This is a genomic window from Shewanella sp. 5_MG-2023 (genome assembly GCF_030547465.1).
GTDB lineage: Bacteria > Pseudomonadota > Gammaproteobacteria > Enterobacterales > Shewanellaceae > Shewanella.
In genome coordinates, this window is the sequence record NZ_JAUORC010000003.1 from 178,313 (window position 1) to 197,116 (window position 18,804).

Sequence of the window (18,804 nt, forward strand, 5' to 3'; positions counted from 1 at the left end):
GTGATTTATTCTTATTTAACTAGTTAAAAGAATTAACTTATTACTAATCAATTTAGTGGATAGTTTGAGTTGGCAAACTAAATCGCATACCCTATTTGAGAGCGAATCTAAAAGGGAGTGATATGTTTTTGCAGCCAGTCTATCCGATTTTACAGCCAAATATGAGTATTGTAGAGCTAAAACAAGCCATTACTGATTTTGATATTTGGCTAGAGCAACAGATTAGTTGTAGCCCAATTACCGAGATCCTGACATTTCGCGCTCAATTTTTTGATAAACTTCTCAGTCATATTTGGCAAAAGTTTACTTTTGATACAAAAGAAATCTCTCTCAATGCTGTCGGTGGCTACGGCAGGCAAACTCTACACCCTTTTTCTGATATCGATATTTGTATTATTCATGACCACAACTTATCCACCGATGATGCCAATAAACTCAGTGATTTTCTGACTCAATTATGGGACTTGGGTTTAGATTTAGGCCATGCAGTAAGGCGCCTAGATGATACTTTTGTCGCCTGTAAAGAAGATGTCACCATCGCCACCACTTTACTTGAAATTCGCAATATTTGTGGCCATGAAAACCATCAACACCAAGTTATCAGCAAACTCTATGGCGAAAGTATTTGGAGTAGCGCAGCCTTTTTTGAAGCCAAGTTTAATGAGCAACAAGTCAGGCATCATAAAGCCCAAGGCACCGCCTTTAATATTGAGCCCAATTTAAAAAATAGCCCTGGCGGCATGCGTGATATTCAAACGATTACTTGGATAGCTCGCAAACATTTCTCCATTGACGATCTTAAAGATCTTCGTCGTCTTAATTTTTTAACTGCTGATGAATACGCAGAACTAATGGAGTGCCAAAACTTTATTTGGCGAGTGCGATTCTCATTGCATCAAGCGTCAAACCGCTCTGAAAATAGACTTTTATTGCAACATCAAGCTGAAGTCGCTCGCCTACTGGGATTTGGTGACAGCGGTAATATCACCATTGAAAAAATGATGCGCCAATTGTTTAGAGCAATGAAGCGTATTCGTGAATTAAACCTGATGTTGATGGCTTATTTCCAACGCGAGATATCGCCACTGAAACACAATAATTGTATCGATATCAATGACAATTTTGAGATCTTAAATGGCCAAATAAATGCAAAAAATCAAGATGTGTTTATTGATAGACCGCAGATCATGTGGATGTTTTATTATATTGCCGAATACCATCAACAAGTAAAAGGCATTACCCCTGAGACCTTAAGATTGATCAGGCAAGTACGTCGTCGTTTAATGGGTGATTTACAAGACTTTCATGTCTGCCGTGAACTGTTTGTCAAACTATTCAAGCACCCACAAGGCATGGGGCTGGCAATTACCTTAATGCATCAACATGGCATCCTTACCTCATATTTACCCCAATGGCGTGAAGTGGTTGGCCAGATGCAGTTTGATTTATTTCATGCTTATACTGTGGATGAACACACTCATAAACTGCTAAAAAACTTATATGCACTAACCCATGATGACATTAGTCACGATCACAAATTGGCCGCTGATATCTATGCTCGGTTCCAAGCCAAAGAAACCATTTTATTTGCCGCACTATTTCATGATCTTGCTAAAGGACGTGGTGGTGATCACAGTGAACTCGGCGCAGTAGATGCCAAATTATTTGCCAAATTCCATGGTTTAAAAAACTCACAGCAGCAATTAATTAGCTGGTTAGTGGAACAACATCTATTAATGTCCATCACCTCCCAGCGTATGGATATTCAAGATCCTGATGTCATTACTGCTTTTGCAAAATCCGTGGGCAGCCTCACTAAACTTGATGCTTTATATTGTTTAACGGTGGCCGATATTCAAGCCACCAATGATGATCTATGGAATGATTGGAAAGCCAGTTTATTAACCGACCTCTACTTTGCCACCCGTAAAGCCCTCAGGAATGGTCTTGAAAATGTATTGCAACTGCGCAGCGTGGTTAGGGAGCACAAACAAGAAGCCCTTAATATCATCAATGCCGATTCACAATTAACAGATGAACACCAAATACAGGCTCAATCTGCTGCTATTCAAAAACTATGGAAAAACCTGCCGTTATCCTTTTTCGGTAATGCAGAATCCAGTGAAATAGCAAAATACACCCTAGGAATACTTTCGCATCAGCAACAAGCTCAAGCAGATTCTGAATCGTTAATTATTGTTGATGATAGTAATGTCAAAGGCTGTAGTGATGTTTTTGTGTATACCAAAGACAGAGCAGGCTTGTTTATTTCTCTGTTTAATACCCTATCAACCTTGAAGATATCAGTGAAGCAAGCACAGATTTCACAAACTAAAGACGGTTACGTGGTTGAAGCTTTTAAAGTACTCGACTTTGACGGTAAACCGATTTTCAGTGCTCAGCGCCGCAAACAAGTCACCAGCAAGCTACGTCAAGTGATAGACAATAATGTAATGCCGCCGAAAAAGCGCCCTTTAAGACACACCCAAAGTTTTGATAACAAACCCACCATTGAATTTATTCACTCTAAAAAAGCTAACCGCACCTTAGTGCATATTTTAGCGCTAGAAACCCATGAGTTTATGGGGCAAATAGCCAGTGCATTCAGAGCACTAGAGCTTACAATTCATTCTGCAGCCATCAGCACAGTCGGTGAGCGAGCTGATAACGTGTTTACCCTTTCCAACCAATACGGTGCACAGCTTTCAGAAGAAGAACAAACCGATTTACAGGAAAAATTAGTGAAATCGATCACTTCAACCTTATAATTATCTCAATTAATGTTGTCAATGAGCGATACATGTCTACCAGCGAAACAAAAACAACAACTTATAGCTATAGTGTTGAATATATTTTAGATCGATCTCATTTTGAAGAAACCTTCGATGAGTCAGTTGTCATTAATACCAGTCCAAAGCGTTACTTAAAATCTGTGGCATTTTTAGTCGCTGGATTTTTAATGACCATCACCGAGTTAAGCCCCTATGTTGCTTACTTCTTTATTGGTTTAGGGGCAGTTGAAGCACTGCAAGTTAGGTTTAATCGCGCTTGGTGGTTAATGAGGCAACTAATAAGTAAGTCAGCGAATAACCCAGTAAATTTAACCATTGACGATAACGGTATTCATTCAAAGTCGACTTATATTGATCATCATTTAGCTTGGGATGATGTTTATCGCATTGCAGAAACAAGCCAAGGTTTTTTACTCACAACCCAATTAACCAAGCATTATGTTTCTAAGCGCTGCTTAGATGACACTTGCAGTGATTTTATTCGCAAAAAAATGAACTAAGCATCTGTTTACATAACGTGTTAACACTTAGAGGAACAATTATGACTAAACCATCATTAAGTTTAAGTATTGTCGTAAGCCTTGTTATCTGCAGTTTTTTCAGCACAGATACCAATGCCAATGGAATACCAGCCCCTGAGGATACCGTAAAATCATTAACGGCGGCCTGTGAAAATATGGCCGCTGAAGAACAAATTGAAGCCATCGAAAAACAGCAATTTATTACCGACTGCATCAATGCTCAGTTAATTGAAATGGGCTATCAAAGGCAAGCACCGCTAGAGATTGAACAATCAAATACTGAACCAGTTGAGCAAGAATTAAATTAACGCCGTGACGCCTTTGGTTAAAAACGGCTTAATGTAAATTAATCACACCAGTATCAGTTTGTATCATTAAGGTAAAATCAGTGTAGCTAAATAATGAACAATGTTAACATTATGTTTATTGAAGTTTTATTGATTAGGTAGCAGCCTTAGATGTATCGATTATTTCTCATACTTACCATTGTTATTGCTGGTATCAAGCCAGCGCAAGCTGAAGACACCTGTCAAATTGATGGCGACTGCATTGTGGTTGGTCAATGGGATGTCAGTCTAGCTTTGGGCTGGGGCAATAAAACCAACCCAGTAAGTACCTATAAAGATATACCTATCTATGTCATACCCTCCGTCGCCTATTATGGTGAAAGCTGGTTTTTTGACAACTTCAATTTTGGCTACACCCTGGTAGAGCAAGAAAGTTTTACCCTTAATCTCGCGAGCAGTTATAGCGATGAACGTGCTTTCTTTTATCGCTGGGACCCATCAAACATTTTTTTACCCCAAGCCAGTAGCTTTGATGAGACGGTTGAACTCCCTGCAGCGGATCTCACAGAATCTAGAGGTATATCACAACCTGAGGTTTTAAATGAGCTTGAAACCAGACACTTCACTGTATATGGTGGTGTGGAATTTTTTTGGTACGGCAAATTAGGTATATTAAGACTCACCGCAGCCCATGATTTACTTAATGTTCATAATGGACAAGAAGCCAGTGCCAGTTGGTCGTACTCTTTAGCTCTTGATAAATTCCGCTTTGATTTATCATTAGAAGCTGATTGGAAAAGTTCGCAAGTTATTGCTTATTACTATGGTATTAGATCAACTGAAAATCTATACTGGAACACGCAATATCAGCCAGGTTCTGGCTGGAATAAAGCGATTGAGCTAACGACACGTTATAGTCTTTCACAACGCTGGGATTTACTTTTAGCGGCACGTTACACCCGGTTAGCTGATGAAATTATTGACAGTCCAATTATTAATGAAAATTACTCTCGCTCCTACTTCATTGGGGCTGCATATAGGTTCTAATCTTGTTCAGTAAACAAGAATATAACCTCTATCACTTTTTCGGTATATTAATACTGATATTTAGTGCTTTCTGCGTCAAAGCTGATACGCTTGAAACGCAAGCACAGCTTTCGGCTACGCCTCATTTATGCCTCAAAGACGCTCAAAACAAACATTGCGAGATGGATATTGAGCTAAATTGGCAACTGAAAACTGACCAACTCATTTGTATTGAATCTAACTATCAAGCAATGAGTCGCTGGTGTAGTGATTCTACTGATGATCATTCATTGCAATTTTCAGTAAAAACCAATAAAGACATTCACTTTGTCTTGGTGAGTAAAAATAATAATAATGAATTGGCGGACGTAATCCTAAAAGTCACCACAATGTCCGAACCTAAAGTTCGCAGACGTTACCGAAATCCTTGGAGTTTATTTTAATGGCAACCCCCCCATCAACTCATAGAGTTCTGTTGGTAGAAGATGATATTCGTCTTGCCAACTTAATTGTGGACTACCTAAAATCACACGATATGCACGTTGAAGTTGAACGACGTGGCGATACCGTTTTAACACGATTGATTAGTTACAAGCCTGATATCATCCTACTTGATATTATGCTGCCTGGACTTGATGGATTAAGCCTGTGTGAAAAATTACCTGACTACTTCTCAGGCCCTATATTGTTAATGAGTGCGCTTGGCTCTCCAGAAGACCAAATCAAAGGCCTAGAATTAGGCGCTGATGATTATGTTGTCAAACCTGTCGACCCAAGCTTGTTAGTGGCACGTATAAACAACCTATTACGCCGTCAGGCACAACCGCCAAAACCAGAATCTCATTGTTTAAGCTTTGGTAAGTTAAGCATCGACCCGCATACCCAAGCGATTCGCTTAGGCAATACCGAGGTTGATTTAACTAGCCATGAGTTTGAATTATTGTGGTTACTGGCGTCACAAGCGGGGCAAGTATTAAGTCGACAATACATCTACCAATACTTACTCAATATCGATTTTGATGGTAAAGACAGAAAAATTGATGTGCGCATATCTCGCTTGCGTAAAAAGCTTGGAGATAGTATCGAAACACCATTCAGAATAAAAACTGTTTGGGGACAAGGTTATTTATTCGCGCCTGAAGCGTGGAATAACTAATTAGGTCATAGAAGACTTTGAAAAGACTCTTCATCAGCCTATACCTATTACTTAGCTTAAGCTTTTTAGGTATAGGCTGGACATTAGATAGCCTCTGGCAACAGCAAGTCGATGAATACGAGAACATTGACTCGCCATTAATCGCCTTTGCATTATTATTGTCTTTGCAACCTAAAGAGCAGCGCTTAGCGCAGCTTAAAATCATTCAAAAGCAACACCCCTACCCGTTAGCTTTATTTGAAAAAGATGAAATTGCTTTAAGTGGCAATGTCGAATTCTTGGCCAATGAAATAGTCACTACCACCACAGATAGCAGCCACGAATTGCAATTTATTGCCGTGGGTGATCAAGTCTTAATGGCCGGCCCAGTGGATATCGATCCCCGCGGGTTGCTGCGTAACATTTTTACGATTTTCTTTTATTTGATGCTGGCCTTTGTTGCCTTAATTTGGGTATGGCCGTTATCCAAAGATCTCAAAACCCTTAAAAAAGCCACGCAAAACTTTGGTGAAGCCAAATGGGATACCCGTATTGAGCTCAATCCCGGCTCTCAAGTCGCACCGTTAGCCAACACCTTTAATGACATGGCGCGGCATATCAGTGATTTAATTGAAAACCAAAAACACCTCTCTAATGCCGTATCACACGAAATTAGAACCCCGCTAGCACGGTTAAAGTTTGCTTTAGCCTTACTACCACAATATTGTTTGCCCAATAGCGATGAGCAACGACGCCAGCAATTTCTTGATGACATGCAAATTGATATCAAAGAAATGGAAACCTTACTGCAAGAGCTATTGACCTATGCCAGCTTAGAAGTGCAACAAGAGCCCACATTAGAGCGCTGCGGCTTAGTGTCCATTACAGAAGAACTGATCACGCGTTTAACCCCATTAAGCGATAAACCGATTAAATTTAAGCATATGTATAGTGAGTTATATGTGATGGCAGAACCACTGCTGATTGAGCGTGCGATTCAAAATCTTGTTACTAACTCCCAACGCTACACCCATAATGAAATTGTTGTGTCTTTGTCTGAAGATGACCAACACCTGCTCCTAACAGTATCTAATGATGGTCCCGCGATCCCTGAAGAAGATCATGAAAGATTATTTGAGCCTTTTTATCGCAGTAAGTCACAGCACCAAGGCAATAAAGGCCATGGTTTAGGCTTAGCCATTATCAAACGCATCATGTTGCGCCACAAAGGCGATGTCACATTAACCAGTGATGATGACAACACTTGTTTCACTTTAATGTGGCCAAAAAGTAAACGCGAACTAGCTGCAGAAAGCGCACATTAATCTCAATGGTTAGCTTAACGCTGAAGCTGACGATAGAAATAATGGAGATTGGCCGTTAGCGGCGCAGGCTGTAATAGACCCACCACATCAAACTCAATAATATTAATTACAGCTAAAGCCTACCTAAAACCACAAGGTTGCAATCACTAATCTAAGCTAAAATCAGCCAAATCAATGTTGTCATCATCAGTTTGTTCATCAAAGTCAAATTGTGGATTAGCCTGAGCTTGCTGCTGTTTTATCGCTATTTGATGGGCTTTAAATTTGGCATATTGTCGGCGGCGCTTTCGCTGCTGGCATAAGCGAATAATATTATGCTTTTGTGCATCAGAAAAATGCAGCCAGTTAAAACGCTCATCTCGATTTCTCAAACAGCCATTACAATATCCGCGCGCATCAGTTTGACACACACCTATGCAAGGGCTTGGGACGGAAAAAAAACTTAACTGTTCCATATTTAACTGACGTTTCTCTCCGACAAAATTGAAGTTTTATGCTTCTAACTTAGCATTAATTAACCAAAAAGCCATGTTCAGCGCTGGTTATTTGAGCGACGAATTCTGTGTAAGATTGGTTTACTGCAGGCTTTTGATTTAAGCTGATTATTAATTCGCTCAAGAAAACATCCTATAACAAACAGATTCATTGATTAACCGGAGCCACTTATGCTATTTCGTGCGTTATTTACAATGTTACTTCTACTAGGATTAAGCGCCTGCCAAAGCACCACAGGAAAGTCAGACTTTGATACCAAATATGACTTTAGTCAGTTAAAACGATTTCATTTTATTGAAGTGTCAAATCAAGGGGATCAACTTAGCGCCGAGCGGATCAGAGCCAGTATACGTGCCAATTTATTAGCCAAAAACTTTATCGAGCAAGTAGAAAATGATTTAGCCGTGAGTGGTGAAGCCACTGGTAATGACATAACTGGTGACTTTGGCGTCAGCTACGCCTTTTTAACCAAGGACAAACCAAAAAGCTCAGGGCTTTCTATTGGTCTAGGTACTGGTACTAGTGGCAGTAATGGTGGTATTGGGATTGGTACTAGCATGGGAATCCCCATCGGCAGTGACAGCGCTAAAATCCAAGTGATTCAAATTGATATTATAGATTTAAAAGATAACCGACTCATCTGGCGCGGCACTGATGAATATGACTTTGAATCTGGTGGTAATGAAAAAGTCACTGAAACGACCAAAACCATTAATACCATTCTGGCTCAGTTCCCGCCTCAGGCTGCTGTAAAATAACAATTAATCTTATTCTTTATAAGTTGCTAAAATAAAAAGTCCGCAATCGCGGACTTTTTTATAAAAGAATAATCACATTATCACTAATGCCCTTCAGCAAACAGATAATTGAGCCAACCTTGCATCCGCAATAACACTTTACGAATAATCGAAACATGAGTGAAATGCTCGGTATAAATTGCCGCTTGCCCAGCTACACCTGCAGGCAAGCTGGTGCGTAGTTCATCGTCAGCTAACTCGATTAATACTAACACCCGGCCACGCTTAAATAACTCATTTGAAGAGCGCAGCGCACCGCCAAATTGCAGCTCACCTTCTGACATTGCAGGTAATACCTTAACGACTTTACCTTTATGTACTTGGCCAGGCATAGCATCAAGGATAATTTCCGCTTCATCACCTTCTTTTAAGCGCAGTAATGAATTTTGCCAAAATGCACCAGCAAAGTAGCGGTCTTCATCAGGTATAAATGTCATAGTGGGTCGCAGCGGAATAGGCACAGCCATCACCCCCGGACGCAACGCCATTTGAGTGACTATGCCATCAACTGGCGCTTTCACTTCGGTTTGCTCTAAATTAAAGATAGCGGCATCAAGTTCGGCTTTAACCACAGCTACATCAGTATTTACCCCGTCGATGTTTGACTCAAATGCCAGTCTAAAACGGATTTCTTCCGCTAACGCCGATTTAAAAGCAGCTTCTGCTGCTAAATATGATTGGCGTTTATTATCTAACTCAATTTCAGAAAATGGCGAGTTTCTACCACCTTTACGGCGACCTTCATCATAACGCTCAAAGGCAGATTTGGTTCTGTCACGATTAGCCTCTGCTTGCGCTGCGCGGGCAATCGCACTATCCCATGAGGCTTTTAATTGCGGCACGGCTTGCAGTGCATCTTCCAGTGCCGCTTCTTTTTGTTTAACGACAGCAATGAAAGGGGTTGGGTCGATTCTAAATAGCACTTCACCTTTTTTGACAGGAACATTGGGCTTAACATTGACTTCAACCACTAAGCCTTTTACTGCAGGATTGATCGGGATTGAAACGAAATATTCACGGGCAAACTTAGTATAAGGATGGTTATAGTTCATCAGTACTAATAAAGTACCAATTAATACTATTCCGCCTAACACCGCCGTTGGCACAGTCCATTTGTTGAGTGGGATTTTAAAAATTTTGAATATCGCCACACATAAAGCGGTATAGGTTAATATCAGTAACAGATCCATCGCTACGCTCCTTGTTCTGGCTGCGGTTGAGGTTTAACAGCATCGGTGACACTTGCTTGTTCCGATGGCGACTCAATAGAGATTAAACGCTCATTTAGGTCATTAACCTTATCTAACAATTCTTTCACTTCACCTTCCAACATAAGCTCTCGCTTCTTACCATCACTAAAGCCCCAGCCTCTATCTTCGCGGTATAAGGTTGCCCAAATCCATAAGAATGGCCAAATAGCGTGTAGGGTAAATAAACTGACCCAACCAGCGATATGCAAAGCATCCTGCTGTGGGTGATTACGCTTTTTAGCAATTTCATAGGGGATATCATGAATCGCGATAACACCGTAAAAAATAACTAATGCTACAAAAAACAGCAGTCCTAGAGCAAAATAATCCAAAAACATATGACACTCCTATCACAATCAAAGCAAAAGAAATAACAACCAAAATCAACAAACTGGCAACCTCAAGATAACACAAGGCAATAGCTAAAATAACCAATTAAAGTGCTTTATTCGCTATAAAAATAAGAGTTTTCACGTGATCTTTTACACACTTATCGGTTTAGCTAATCAATCAAATACGAATAAAAGGTAAACTGCCTCGGCTATTTTTTCCCCCTACAAGGTTAAATAATGAATAACAATGTCCCTTTCACCTTTGGTACCGCTGAAACTGACGGTGCAGTTAAAGCCATGCTGCTAGGTTGTGGTGAGCTTGGTAAAGAAGTCGCTATCGAATTACAACGCTTTGGCATCGAAGTTATTGGCGTAGATCGCTACCCTAATGCTCCAGCCATGCAAATTGCACATCGTTTTCATGTGGTAAACATGTTGGACGAAAAAGCATTACGAGACGTTATTGAATTAGAACAACCGCATCTAGTGATCCCAGAAATTGAAGCTATCGCTACTCAAACCCTAGTTGAGTTAGAAAAAGGCGGCATCAATATCATTCCAACAGCTAAAGCGACTCAGTTAACCATGGATAGAGAAGGCATTCGCCGCCTAGCCGCTGAAACCTTAGGTATTCCAACATCGCCTTATTTCTTTTGCGATACATTCGCTGAGTTTACTGCCGCAATTGAGCAAATTGGTCAGCCCTGTGTGGTTAAACCTGTAATGAGTTCATCAGGTAAAGGTCAAAGCGTGATAAAAACCAATGCGCAAATTGAACAAGCTTGGCAATACGCTCAAGAAGGTGGCCGCGCGGGTGGTGGGCGAGTGATTGTGGAAGGCTTTATTGATTTTGATTATGAAATCACCTTGCTGACCATTAGTGCTGTCAATGGCATTCATTATTGTGATGCCATTGGCCACAGACAAGAAGACGGTGATTACCGTGAGTCTTGGCAGCCTCAAGCAATGTCAGCAGCTGCACTTACCAAAGCGCAGCAAATTGGTGAGCAAGTAGTAACCGCGTTAGGCGGCTATGGTTTATTCGGTGTTGAGCTGTTTATCAAAGGTGATGATGTTTACTTTTCAGAAGTATCACCAAGACCCCATGATACTGGTTTAGTCACGCTTATCAGCCAAGATTTATCTGAGTTTGCTTTGCATGTTCGGGCTATTTTAGGCCTGCCTATTACCGAAATTATGCAACATGGCGCAAGTGCCTCTGCGGTTATTCTGGCTGAAGGAAAGTCTGAAAATATTCGCTATCAAGGCGTTGCTGAAGCATTAGTGCAAACGGATACCCAAATTAAGCTGTTTGGTAAACCTGATATTGATGGTAGACGCCGTCTGGGTGTTGCCTTAGCCCGTGATAACAATATTGATAATGCCATAACGAAAGCCATAGCATCGGCGGCAAAAGTTAAGGTTATATTTTAGCTTTACACTATGATAACTCGCCTATTACCACGTCATAATTACGCTTTGTGACCTAGGTTAATGATTGCTCGCTGTAGACATAAACGCCTAACCTCAAGCACATAAAGTACTAAGGTTAGGCTTTTTATTGGATAAATTCGATGTGGTATTAACACCACCTTGAAGGGCTTATGAAGCAGTTAGCTGCTTTTTCTTTTAGGCAGTGCTCTACCTTGCAAATGAAATAACACTAAAATTAACATCCTTAATAAGGATTTAAGTTTACCACCTTGCTCGAAACGCCCCGCTATCATCAACTTTTGCAAAACAAATATTTTACCGTAAACATTGGCAACCAGCTCATCAGAGCTTTTACCGATATATTTATCAAACTCAGGGTAATCAATAATGGCCTTGGCCAATAAGCTATTAGCAGTTAAACGATTAAAGTCATAACCTTGTATCATTGATTGCTTAAACACATCGACATCAATTCCTGCCACGATTTGATCAGCACTAAGACCCTGTTTTAGCCCTACAGCGATAAAATTGATATTGGCTTCAATTTCAAATAACAGCGCGCGTTGCTGGCCTTTATGCTTCTCAACCCGCGCATGCTCTTTTTCAAATACATCGTAAAGCGCTTTCCATAAACTCATATTGCACAAATATCCTTATTTGTTTTTCTGGCTAAGTAACCTGATTACATGGGCTGTTTTTTAAAAATTGCGCCACATTATCCACGGCAATATTTAACAGATTTTGCCTTGCCTCTGTTGTTGCCCAAGCGATGTGAGGGGTAATAATGGTATTTTTAGCCGCTAATAACGGGTTATCAGCCATTGGCGGTTCGCTTGAAAGCACATCAAGTGCAGCGCTAAGGCGGTTGTCATTTAACGCATCTGCCAATGCTACTTCATCCACTAAACCGCCTCGAGCGGTATTAACCAATAAAGCGTTAGGCTTAAACAACTCAAGACTTTGAGCATTGATCATTTTATCAGTGGCTTGATTAAGCGGACAATGCAACGACACGATATCTGACTGGCTTAATAACTTATTGAGCGTCTGCCATTGAACACCTGCAGGTAAATCCGTTTTGGGTGTCGATGTGTTAATTAACACATTCATATTAAATGCCAGCGCTAACCTTGCCACTTGTTGACCAATATCACCATAGCCAACAACCCCCATAGTTTTGCCTTTAAGTGATACTAAAGATGAAAGCGTAAAACAAAAGTCTCTTGATTGACTCCACTGACCTTTTTTTACTGCTTTATCATGTAAATCCACCTGCTGGGTATGTTGCAGTATTAAAGCAAATACCATTTGCGCCACAGCATCAGGGCCATAAGCAGGCACATTGGTTACAACTATCTGCTGCGCGCTAGCCGCTGCGATATCAACCACATTGGTACCTGTTGCCGTCACACCTATGTATTTAAGCTGTGGACATTGGCTTATCACCTCAGCATTGATTACCGCTTTATTGGTTAAAATTATATCGGCATCTTTGCTACGGGAGATAATATCTGCCGCCATAGTGTGTTCATAAACGCTAAGCTCACCCAGCGCAGCTAACGATGACCAATCTAAATCACCCGGATTTAATGTATGGCCATCAAGTACAACAATTTTCATGTTCGGTCACCTAATTAAAATTTAACCTCTAAACCAATATTGCCCTGCCCTTGCCACATGATATCGGCAGAAATATTCCACACACATTCATTGGGGCCGCAGAAAAAGCTATTGTTTGAGTTAACGAATGTAGCGTAGCCTCTTACATCGGCAAATAAGGCCACTTGAGAGGTAATGTCATAGGCTACGCCGCCGCCAAATCCCATTGAAAAACGGGTTTCATTTGAAAAGTCATTGCTCGGTCGCATGTGCGTGACACCGGCAGTGACGGTAACGTAAGGTTTAACGCGGCCATTGGGGAAAAATAAACTTCCACCGACATGGAAATAATCAACATCAAGATCAGTAAAGACATCCGCACTAAAAGCATTGCTTCTCAAATCAGTTTTTTGCGTGCTATACAGAAAGTAGATATTACCTGGGTCTTTGGTCGTGACTCCTGCCATAAAGCCATAATGCTCAGATTCGGTTATTTTTAGCTTATCTGTTTGCTGACTATTCAGATCGCCAATGTCAAATTCTGTACTGCCAAAACTATAACCGCCAAAAGGAGCAACAAACACCTCAGCTTGAACAGAGGTTGCTAACAACGCCAAACTTACTAGACTCACAGTCGCTTTATATTGCATAGAAAACTCCCTTTAACATCACTTCTTAATGATGATTATTGTGTTTACCACCCCTGCGCTTATTTCATTCCTCGAGATGTTTTAACTGTTTCATAAGCAGATTGAATGTCTTGAGCTTTACTTTTTGCCAGCTCCATCATTTCTTCTGGTAAACCTTTAGCGACCAGTTTATCTGGATGATGCTCATTCATGAGTTTTCGATAAGCACGTTTGATTTCTTGGTCGCTGGAAGACTCCTGCTTACCCAATAGTGAATAAGCGTCTTCAAGCTGCATGTGGCTGCCATTAGCCGTCTGATGATGGTGAAACTCTGCCTGCCAACGATTAAGTAGCGCATCCAAATGAGCTTGGCCTAACCCTAACTCTTTGGCTATGGTTGATAAAATCTGCTTTTCTTTGCTATGTAATTCGCCATCAGACAGTGCGGTTTGAATTTGAATTTCAAGAAACATTTGTAATATTTCACGGCGACCTTGGGTCATCACTCGAAATTCGCGCAGGGTTTTGACTAAGTCGAAATTGGCATCGCGTCCATTTCTAAATGCTGTTTGCGCATCACGTCTTGCATCGCCAGTTAACTTCATTTGATCCATCAGCATAGTGGCAATACGAATATCCACATCCGTCACATGGCCAGAAGCTTTGGCAACATGGCCCATAACTGTAAAGGTTGTATTAAAAAACTCAGCTTGACGCTGATGCCCCTTACGCAGCATCTCGGCAAAACCACTGCGTTTATCGTACATATGCCCAAGCCAAAGCCCTAATAGGGCGCCGAAACCTTTACCAAACATGTAGCCGATAATAAAACCGAAAACCTTACCCCAAATACGCATTCATCTTCCTGTTGTTAATTTGTCTTACTGCTGAGCTCATCACTGTCTATGTCGACTGGTTATTTATGGCGCATGTCGTCATGTGCTTACTGCGGCTTGCTTACAATTTACGTTTCTGCCGATATGGTGCCTGTTGCCAAGTAGTTTGTTAACAAGTCTAACCGCTCAATGGTACCTACATCACACCAGTAAGTACTGGTACGACTACCGATAATCTTTTTATCAGCCATTTTGTGACGTAATAATGGCCCTAAGGCTTGCTTACCTGCGCCAATGTCAGCAAACATTTTGGGATGATAAATCCCCATGCCTGAATAGGTTAGCTTATTGGCACCCGCTTGCGCTAATTGCGCTCCAATAATCGCAAAATCACCTTCTGGGTTATGCTGAGGATTATCAACTAACCATAAAAAAGCCTCTAATGCGGGTTCTGCTTTTAATTGCGCCATTGCCTGGGTGATATCAGGCAGTTCATCGATATATATATCGCCATTGATAACCAAAAAAGCTTCGTCACCTAATAGGCTTAAGGCTTGTTTAATACCGCCAGCAGTTTCTAAGGCGTTCTCTTCAGCACTATAGTTAATAGTGAGCCCCCACTGACTGCCATTGCCTAGCGCTTGTACTAATTTATGCCCTAACCAAGCATGGTTGATGACAACTTCTTTGATACCAGCGGCGGCTAACTTTTCTAAATGGTAAACAATTAGCGGTTTACCCGCTGCTGCAACCAAAGGTTTGGGAAGTGAATCTGTAAGCGGTCGTAATCGCTCACCACGACCCGCAGCCAAAATCATGGCTTTCATATTTTAATGTCCATAAGGTTAAGCTTATCTGTGTATATTAACGGTAGCCGCACGAATATCATTGATCTGTCGCATCTGCAGTAAAATGCGTTAGCACCTTTTGTTGCAACCATTGACCAAAGTCTTGTAGCTCTGGGTATAAAGCGGCAATATCAACGATGTAACTAAGGGTAAGTGGAATATCCTTCAAATAACCGGCTTTGCCATCACGCAAATTCAGCCGTACAAAAATGCCGGCGGCTTTTATGTGGCGCTGCATTCCCATTAAATCAAACCAGCGCTGATATTGGCTAAAGCTTACACCATCATCAATTAATCCATGCTGAATACATAAATTAAAATGATCCATTTGAAGCTGATTAACCACAGCATCTGGCCATCTCACATAACAGTCTCGCAGTAATGACACCGCATCATAGGTAACAGGGCCAATCACCGCATCTTGAAAATCAATTAAGGCTAATTGTTGCTGATTTATGAGAATATTGCGGCAATGAAAATCACGGTGCATTCCGACACTAGGCTGCTCAATTGCATTGGCGGTTAACACCCCAAAAGCATTCTCGATAATGCCATGCTCATCTTCACTCAGGGTTAATTGCAAATGCTTCAATAACAGCCACTCGGTAAAAATGGCTAACTCTCGCTGCACAAAAGCGGCATCGTATTGCGGTAAATCCCCCTTAATGGTGGACTTAACCTGTGCCACTTGCGGCAATAACCCTAACGCTTGCTGATAAAAATCAATCACAGATTGGTCATTCAGGCGTGTTATGAGTTGCTCATCGCCTAAATCTGACTGCAATACAAAGCCGTTAATATCATCTTGTGCTATAACTTCAGGTACCTTTAATCCTGATTGTGCGTATGCAGCTGCTAGCTCAATAAAGGGCGCTATAGGTACCAGTTCAACAGGCGAATCAGAGACGATATACGTATTTGCTAAATGCTGAACGCGAAAATAACGACGAAAACTGGCATCACCACAAATGAGTGTTGGGGTGATATCTGTGTTGAAATGTTGACTTAACCACTTACTCAGTAAAATAAATCTTGTATCAGATAAACTCATCTCAATGGCTCTTATGTAAAAATTGCTTTATTATAGCCAACATAACATTTGGAAACAGCTAAAGATAAAATGTTAGCTGTGGCTCTTTTTTCAATTCATTTTGTCTAGACTAAGAATTCATAATCAATTATTAACATGCAGATCCGTTATTTCCTGGCATTAAGCCTGTTACCAAACCTAGTCTTGGCACAAGAGTCTCCTGAAATAGAAGAGGCTCAGCTTCAGTGTGCAGTGCAGGCCCCCGTTTCACCGTCAATAAACGACCGTGATACCATTAGCAATATTTCAGCTGAAGATATTGTCATTATTTCCGATCGCTCTGAAGCAGCCATGGGCGATAAAGCCCATTTTTCTGGTAATGTCAGTTTCAGCCAAGGTAGTCGCCATATCAGTGCTGACGAAGCCATCTTAGATCAAAAAAATGAACAATTAGATGCTAATGGCAATCTGATTTTCAGTGATGAGCAATTTACCGTAACCGCAGATTCATTAAATGCGCAAATGCTGACCAACAGCGCCACCCTTACTGGGGCTAAGTATTGGCTTAATGGCCAACAAATTAACGGCGATGCTCAGCAATTAAAAATTACCGAACAAAACAATTTAGAGCTCAGTAACACCAATTTCACCACCTGCCCCCCTGGCGATAACTCTTGGCGCCTTGAAGCCAAAGAAATACGCATCGACAGCAGTGAAGAATGGGGTGAGATCTGGGATGCTAAATTACGCATAGCCGATGTACCGATTATGTACATCCCCTATATGACCATTCCGGTTTCAGATAAAAGAAAGTCAGGCTTCTTATTTCCCAGTTTTAGCACCAGTACCACCAATGGCGTTGAAGTCAGTGTGCCTTATTATTGGAATATCGCCCCAGAATACGACTTAACCTTTACCCCAACCTATATGTCAGCCCGTGGGTTTTACAGTAAAACAGAATTTCGATACTTAGCCGGTGAACAACAAAATGGTCAATTCAACTTTGAATTCCTTGCTAATGACGACAAGTTAGATAATAGCCCTGACCGCTATCTGTACCATTGGCGCCATCAAGGCGCAATAAATGACAATTGGCGTGTACAAGCTAACTTTACAGATGTCTCAGACAATAACTATTTCAATGATCTCAGTTCTGATGTTAATCGATCAACGGATAATCAGCTTTCACGTATTGGTGAAATTAGCTACTTTGAACGAGATTGGAACCTCGGCATGCGGGTACAAGACATTAAAGTTCTCGGCGAAGAAGAGAGCCCTTATCAGGTTATGCCTCAGCTGAACTTTAACTATCAGACTAATGATTTTTGGAATGGGTTAGATTTTAAATTCAATTCTGAGCTAACCAATTTTCAACATACAGAAAATGACTATGCCACGGCGACACGTTTTCATATGGAGCCAAGTATAAGCTGGCCGATACAGGGGCCTGCAGGTTCTGTGACCAGTGAAGTTAAATTACTGCAAACCCAATACTGGCAAGACAACAATAACAGCAATGATGAACTGGATGACACGGTTAACCGAACCATTCCTCAAGTGCGAATTCACGGTCAAATTAATTTTGAACGTCAGTTAGCCATGCTTGGCAGTAATTACAAACAAACCTTAGAGCCACAATTTCAATATTTATATGTCGGCTACGAAGACCAATCTAATATTGGGATTTATGATACTGCCCAGTTACAAGAAGATTACTTTGGCTTATTTAGAGACCGCCGCTTTTCTGGTTTAGATAGAATTGCAGACACCAATCAAATAACCTTAGGGGTTACAACGCGCCTCTTTGATGAGTCTAATGTTGAAAAATTTAAATTCAGCATAGGTCAAATTGTGTTTATTGAAGATAGTAAAATAAATAGTTACAACGACATAGAAGCGGACGCATCAACCTCTGTGCTTGCCGCTGAAATCGATGCCAATATGTATCAAGATTGGTTTATTAGTGGTGCTGTGCAATTTGATACTGAAAACGGTGAGAATAAGAAAAGTGAAGTCACCTTAGATTTTAGGCCCAGTAATGACAAATTATTACAGTTTAGCTATCGCTATGTGCCTGATTTGCTTAACACCAACACTAATGACAGAGTGAACATATCTCAAATAGGCATGCGCACCTCATGGCCAATAAGTGATGATTTATATTTTGTCGGTAACTTTTATTACGACTTAAATGAATCAAGAAATATTGAAACCTATACCGGTGTCCAATACGAATCTTGCTGCTGGGCATTGCGCTTAAGTTACCATTACCGCATTAAAACTAATTACGATGATGATTTAAATCCAAGTTTAGATACCCGAGAAGAGTTTGAAAGTGGTGTATACCTTAACTTTATCATTAAAGGCTTAGGTGGTTCTGGCCCCCTAGGTGTCGAAGACATGCTTGATGACGGATTATTTAACTATCGTAAACCACTTTACTTGAGGAATTAGCCATCATTTGTGGT

19 protein-coding genes are annotated in these 18,804 nt (G+C 40.9%); 10 read left to right on the plus strand and 9 right to left on the minus strand.

What is annotated here, in order from left to right:
* Positions 1-122: 122 nt before the first annotated feature.
* The 7 genes from glnD (at position 123) to Q4557_RS02690 (ending at position 7,086) form a co-directional block, all read left to right on the plus strand.
* Entirely contained in the window at positions 123-2,768 is a 2,646-nt protein-coding gene (gene glnD / locus Q4557_RS02660) for a [protein-PII] uridylyltransferase (protein WP_102438819.1), read from the plus strand.
* A 32-nt stretch (positions 2,769-2,800) separates the two neighbouring features.
* Positions 2,801-3,292 (plus strand): YcxB family protein, encoded by a 492-nt coding sequence (locus Q4557_RS02665; RefSeq protein ID WP_303410493.1) that lies wholly within the window; start codon positions 2,801-2,803, stop codon positions 3,290-3,292.
* 41 nt (positions 3,293-3,333) lie between these two features.
* Positions 3,334-3,621 (plus strand): hypothetical protein, encoded by a 288-nt coding sequence (locus Q4557_RS02670; protein WP_102475559.1) that lies wholly within the window; start codon positions 3,334-3,336, stop codon positions 3,619-3,621.
* Positions 3,622-3,771: 150 nt separating this feature from the next.
* Positions 3,772-4,647: a MipA/OmpV family protein gene (locus tag Q4557_RS02675; protein ID WP_303410495.1), complete on the plus strand. Its 876-nt coding sequence runs from the start codon at positions 3,772-3,774 to the stop codon at positions 4,645-4,647.
* 2 nt (positions 4,648-4,649) lie between these two features.
* Positions 4,650-5,069 (plus strand): DUF3019 domain-containing protein, encoded by a 420-nt coding sequence (locus Q4557_RS02680; protein ID WP_076541170.1) that lies wholly within the window; start codon positions 4,650-4,652, stop codon positions 5,067-5,069.
* Positions 5,069-5,782 carry a winged helix-turn-helix domain-containing protein gene (locus Q4557_RS02685; protein ID WP_076541172.1) on the plus strand — a complete coding sequence of 238 codons (714 nt, stop codon included), beginning with the start codon at positions 5,069-5,071 and terminating at the stop codon, positions 5,780-5,782. Before Q4557_RS02680 ends, Q4557_RS02685 begins: the two co-directional genes overlap by 1 nt.
* 17 nt (positions 5,783-5,799) lie before the next feature.
* Complete coding sequence (locus tag Q4557_RS02690) at positions 5,800-7,086, plus strand: ATP-binding protein (RefSeq protein ID WP_102475561.1); 1,287 nt, start codon at positions 5,800-5,802, stop codon at positions 7,084-7,086.
* Positions 7,087-7,232: 146 nt separating this feature from the next.
* Here Q4557_RS02690 and Q4557_RS02695 read toward each other — a convergent pair whose 3' ends face one another.
* Complete coding sequence (locus Q4557_RS02695; protein ID WP_102438832.1) at positions 7,233-7,541, minus strand: DUF1289 domain-containing protein; 309 nt, start codon at positions 7,539-7,541, stop codon at positions 7,233-7,235.
* 210 nt (positions 7,542-7,751) lie between these two features.
* On the opposite strand from Q4557_RS02695, the gene Q4557_RS02700 reads away from it, so the two are divergent.
* The gene (locus Q4557_RS02700; protein WP_102438834.1) at positions 7,752-8,339 is read left to right on the plus strand and encodes a DUF4136 domain-containing protein; all 588 of its coding nucleotides are present in this window, start codon (positions 7,752-7,754) and stop codon (positions 8,337-8,339) included.
* An 83-nt stretch (positions 8,340-8,422) separates the two neighbouring features.
* Here Q4557_RS02700 and Q4557_RS02705 read toward each other — a convergent pair whose 3' ends face one another.
* Positions 8,423-9,568 carry an HlyD family secretion protein gene (locus Q4557_RS02705; protein WP_102475562.1) on the minus strand — a complete coding sequence of 382 codons (1,146 nt, stop codon included), beginning with the start codon at positions 9,566-9,568 and terminating at the stop codon, positions 8,423-8,425.
* A 2-nt stretch (positions 9,569-9,570) separates the two neighbouring features.
* Positions 9,571-9,966, minus strand: a complete 396-nt coding sequence (locus Q4557_RS02710) for a DUF3302 domain-containing protein (RefSeq protein WP_241900959.1) — start codon at positions 9,964-9,966, stop codon at positions 9,571-9,573.
* A gap of 231 nt (positions 9,967-10,197) precedes the next feature.
* Here Q4557_RS02710 and purT point away from each other — a divergent pair, with 231 nt between their 5' ends.
* The gene (purT, locus tag Q4557_RS02715) at positions 10,198-11,394 is read left to right on the plus strand and encodes a formate-dependent phosphoribosylglycinamide formyltransferase (protein ID WP_303410502.1); all 1,197 of its coding nucleotides are present in this window, start codon (positions 10,198-10,200) and stop codon (positions 11,392-11,394) included.
* 179 nt (positions 11,395-11,573) lie between these two features.
* On the opposite strand, the gene Q4557_RS02720 is transcribed toward purT, so the two are convergent.
* The 6 genes from Q4557_RS02720 to Q4557_RS02745 form a co-directional block, all read right to left on the minus strand.
* On the minus strand, positions 11,574-12,032 hold the full coding sequence (locus Q4557_RS02720; protein ID WP_102438840.1) for a hypothetical protein: 459 nt from the start codon (positions 12,030-12,032) through the stop codon (positions 11,574-11,576).
* Between the two features lie 31 nt (positions 12,033-12,063).
* The gene (locus Q4557_RS02725) at positions 12,064-13,014 is read right to left on the minus strand and encodes a D-2-hydroxyacid dehydrogenase (protein ID WP_102438842.1); all 951 of its coding nucleotides are present in this window, start codon (positions 13,012-13,014) and stop codon (positions 12,064-12,066) included.
* 14 nt (positions 13,015-13,028) lie between these two features.
* On the minus strand, positions 13,029-13,643 hold the full coding sequence (locus Q4557_RS02730) for an outer membrane beta-barrel protein (protein WP_303410506.1): 615 nt from the start codon (positions 13,641-13,643) through the stop codon (positions 13,029-13,031).
* A gap of 59 nt (positions 13,644-13,702) precedes the next feature.
* Positions 13,703-14,479, minus strand: a complete 777-nt coding sequence (gene djlA, locus Q4557_RS02735) for a co-chaperone DjlA (protein WP_076541194.1) — start codon at positions 14,477-14,479, stop codon at positions 13,703-13,705.
* A 107-nt stretch (positions 14,480-14,586) separates the two neighbouring features.
* The gene (gene murU / locus Q4557_RS02740; RefSeq protein WP_102475564.1) at positions 14,587-15,285 is read right to left on the minus strand and encodes an N-acetylmuramate alpha-1-phosphate uridylyltransferase MurU; all 699 of its coding nucleotides are present in this window, start codon (positions 15,283-15,285) and stop codon (positions 14,587-14,589) included.
* A 58-nt stretch (positions 15,286-15,343) separates the two neighbouring features.
* The gene (locus tag Q4557_RS02745) at positions 15,344-16,357 is read right to left on the minus strand and encodes an aminoglycoside phosphotransferase family protein (protein WP_198590507.1); all 1,014 of its coding nucleotides are present in this window, start codon (positions 16,355-16,357) and stop codon (positions 15,344-15,346) included.
* 135 nt (positions 16,358-16,492) lie between these two features.
* Here Q4557_RS02745 and lptD point away from each other — a divergent pair, with 135 nt between their 5' ends.
* The gene (lptD, locus tag Q4557_RS02750) at positions 16,493-18,790 is read left to right on the plus strand and encodes an LPS assembly protein LptD (RefSeq protein ID WP_303410510.1); all 2,298 of its coding nucleotides are present in this window, start codon (positions 16,493-16,495) and stop codon (positions 18,788-18,790) included.
* Positions 18,791-18,804: the final 14 nt, after the last annotated feature.

Bases quoted from the DNA above. Each gene is read 5' to 3' on its own strand.
- glnD (WP_102438819.1), top strand. From the start codon at position 123: ATGTTTTTGCAGCCAGTCTATCCGATTTTACAGCCAAATATGAGTATT.
- Q4557_RS02665 (WP_303410493.1), top strand. From the start codon at position 2,801: ATGTCTACCAGCGAAACAAAAACAACAACTTATAGCTATAGTGTTGAA.
- Q4557_RS02670 (WP_102475559.1), top strand. From the start codon at position 3,334: ATGACTAAACCATCATTAAGTTTAAGTATTGTCGTAAGCCTTGTTATC.
- Q4557_RS02675 (WP_303410495.1), top strand. From the start codon at position 3,772: ATGTATCGATTATTTCTCATACTTACCATTGTTATTGCTGGTATCAAG.
- Q4557_RS02685 (WP_076541172.1), top strand. From the start codon at position 5,069: ATGGCAACCCCCCCATCAACTCATAGAGTTCTGTTGGTAGAAGATGAT.
- Q4557_RS02695 (WP_102438832.1), bottom strand. From the start codon at position 7,541: ATGGAACAGTTAAGTTTTTTTTCCGTCCCAAGCCCTTGCATAGGTGTG.
- Q4557_RS02700 (WP_102438834.1), top strand. From the start codon at position 7,752: ATGCTATTTCGTGCGTTATTTACAATGTTACTTCTACTAGGATTAAGC.
- Q4557_RS02705 (WP_102475562.1), bottom strand. From the start codon at position 9,568: ATGGATCTGTTACTGATATTAACCTATACCGCTTTATGTGTGGCGATA.
- Q4557_RS02710 (WP_241900959.1), bottom strand. From the start codon at position 9,966: ATGTTTTTGGATTATTTTGCTCTAGGACTGCTGTTTTTTGTAGCATTA.
- purT (WP_303410502.1), top strand. From the start codon at position 10,198: ATGAATAACAATGTCCCTTTCACCTTTGGTACCGCTGAAACTGACGGT.
- Q4557_RS02720 (WP_102438840.1), bottom strand. From the start codon at position 12,032: ATGAGTTTATGGAAAGCGCTTTACGATGTATTTGAAAAAGAGCATGCG.
- Q4557_RS02725 (WP_102438842.1), bottom strand. From the start codon at position 13,014: ATGAAAATTGTTGTACTTGATGGCCATACATTAAATCCGGGTGATTTA.
- Q4557_RS02730 (WP_303410506.1), bottom strand. From the start codon at position 13,643: ATGCAATATAAAGCGACTGTGAGTCTAGTAAGTTTGGCGTTGTTAGCA.
- djlA (WP_076541194.1), bottom strand. From the start codon at position 14,479: ATGCGTATTTGGGGTAAGGTTTTCGGTTTTATTATCGGCTACATGTTT.
- murU (WP_102475564.1), bottom strand. From the start codon at position 15,285: ATGAAAGCCATGATTTTGGCTGCGGGTCGTGGTGAGCGATTACGACCG.
- Q4557_RS02745 (WP_198590507.1), bottom strand. From the start codon at position 16,357: ATGAGTTTATCTGATACAAGATTTATTTTACTGAGTAAGTGGTTAAGT.
- lptD (WP_303410510.1), top strand. From the start codon at position 16,493: ATGCAGATCCGTTATTTCCTGGCATTAAGCCTGTTACCAAACCTAGTC.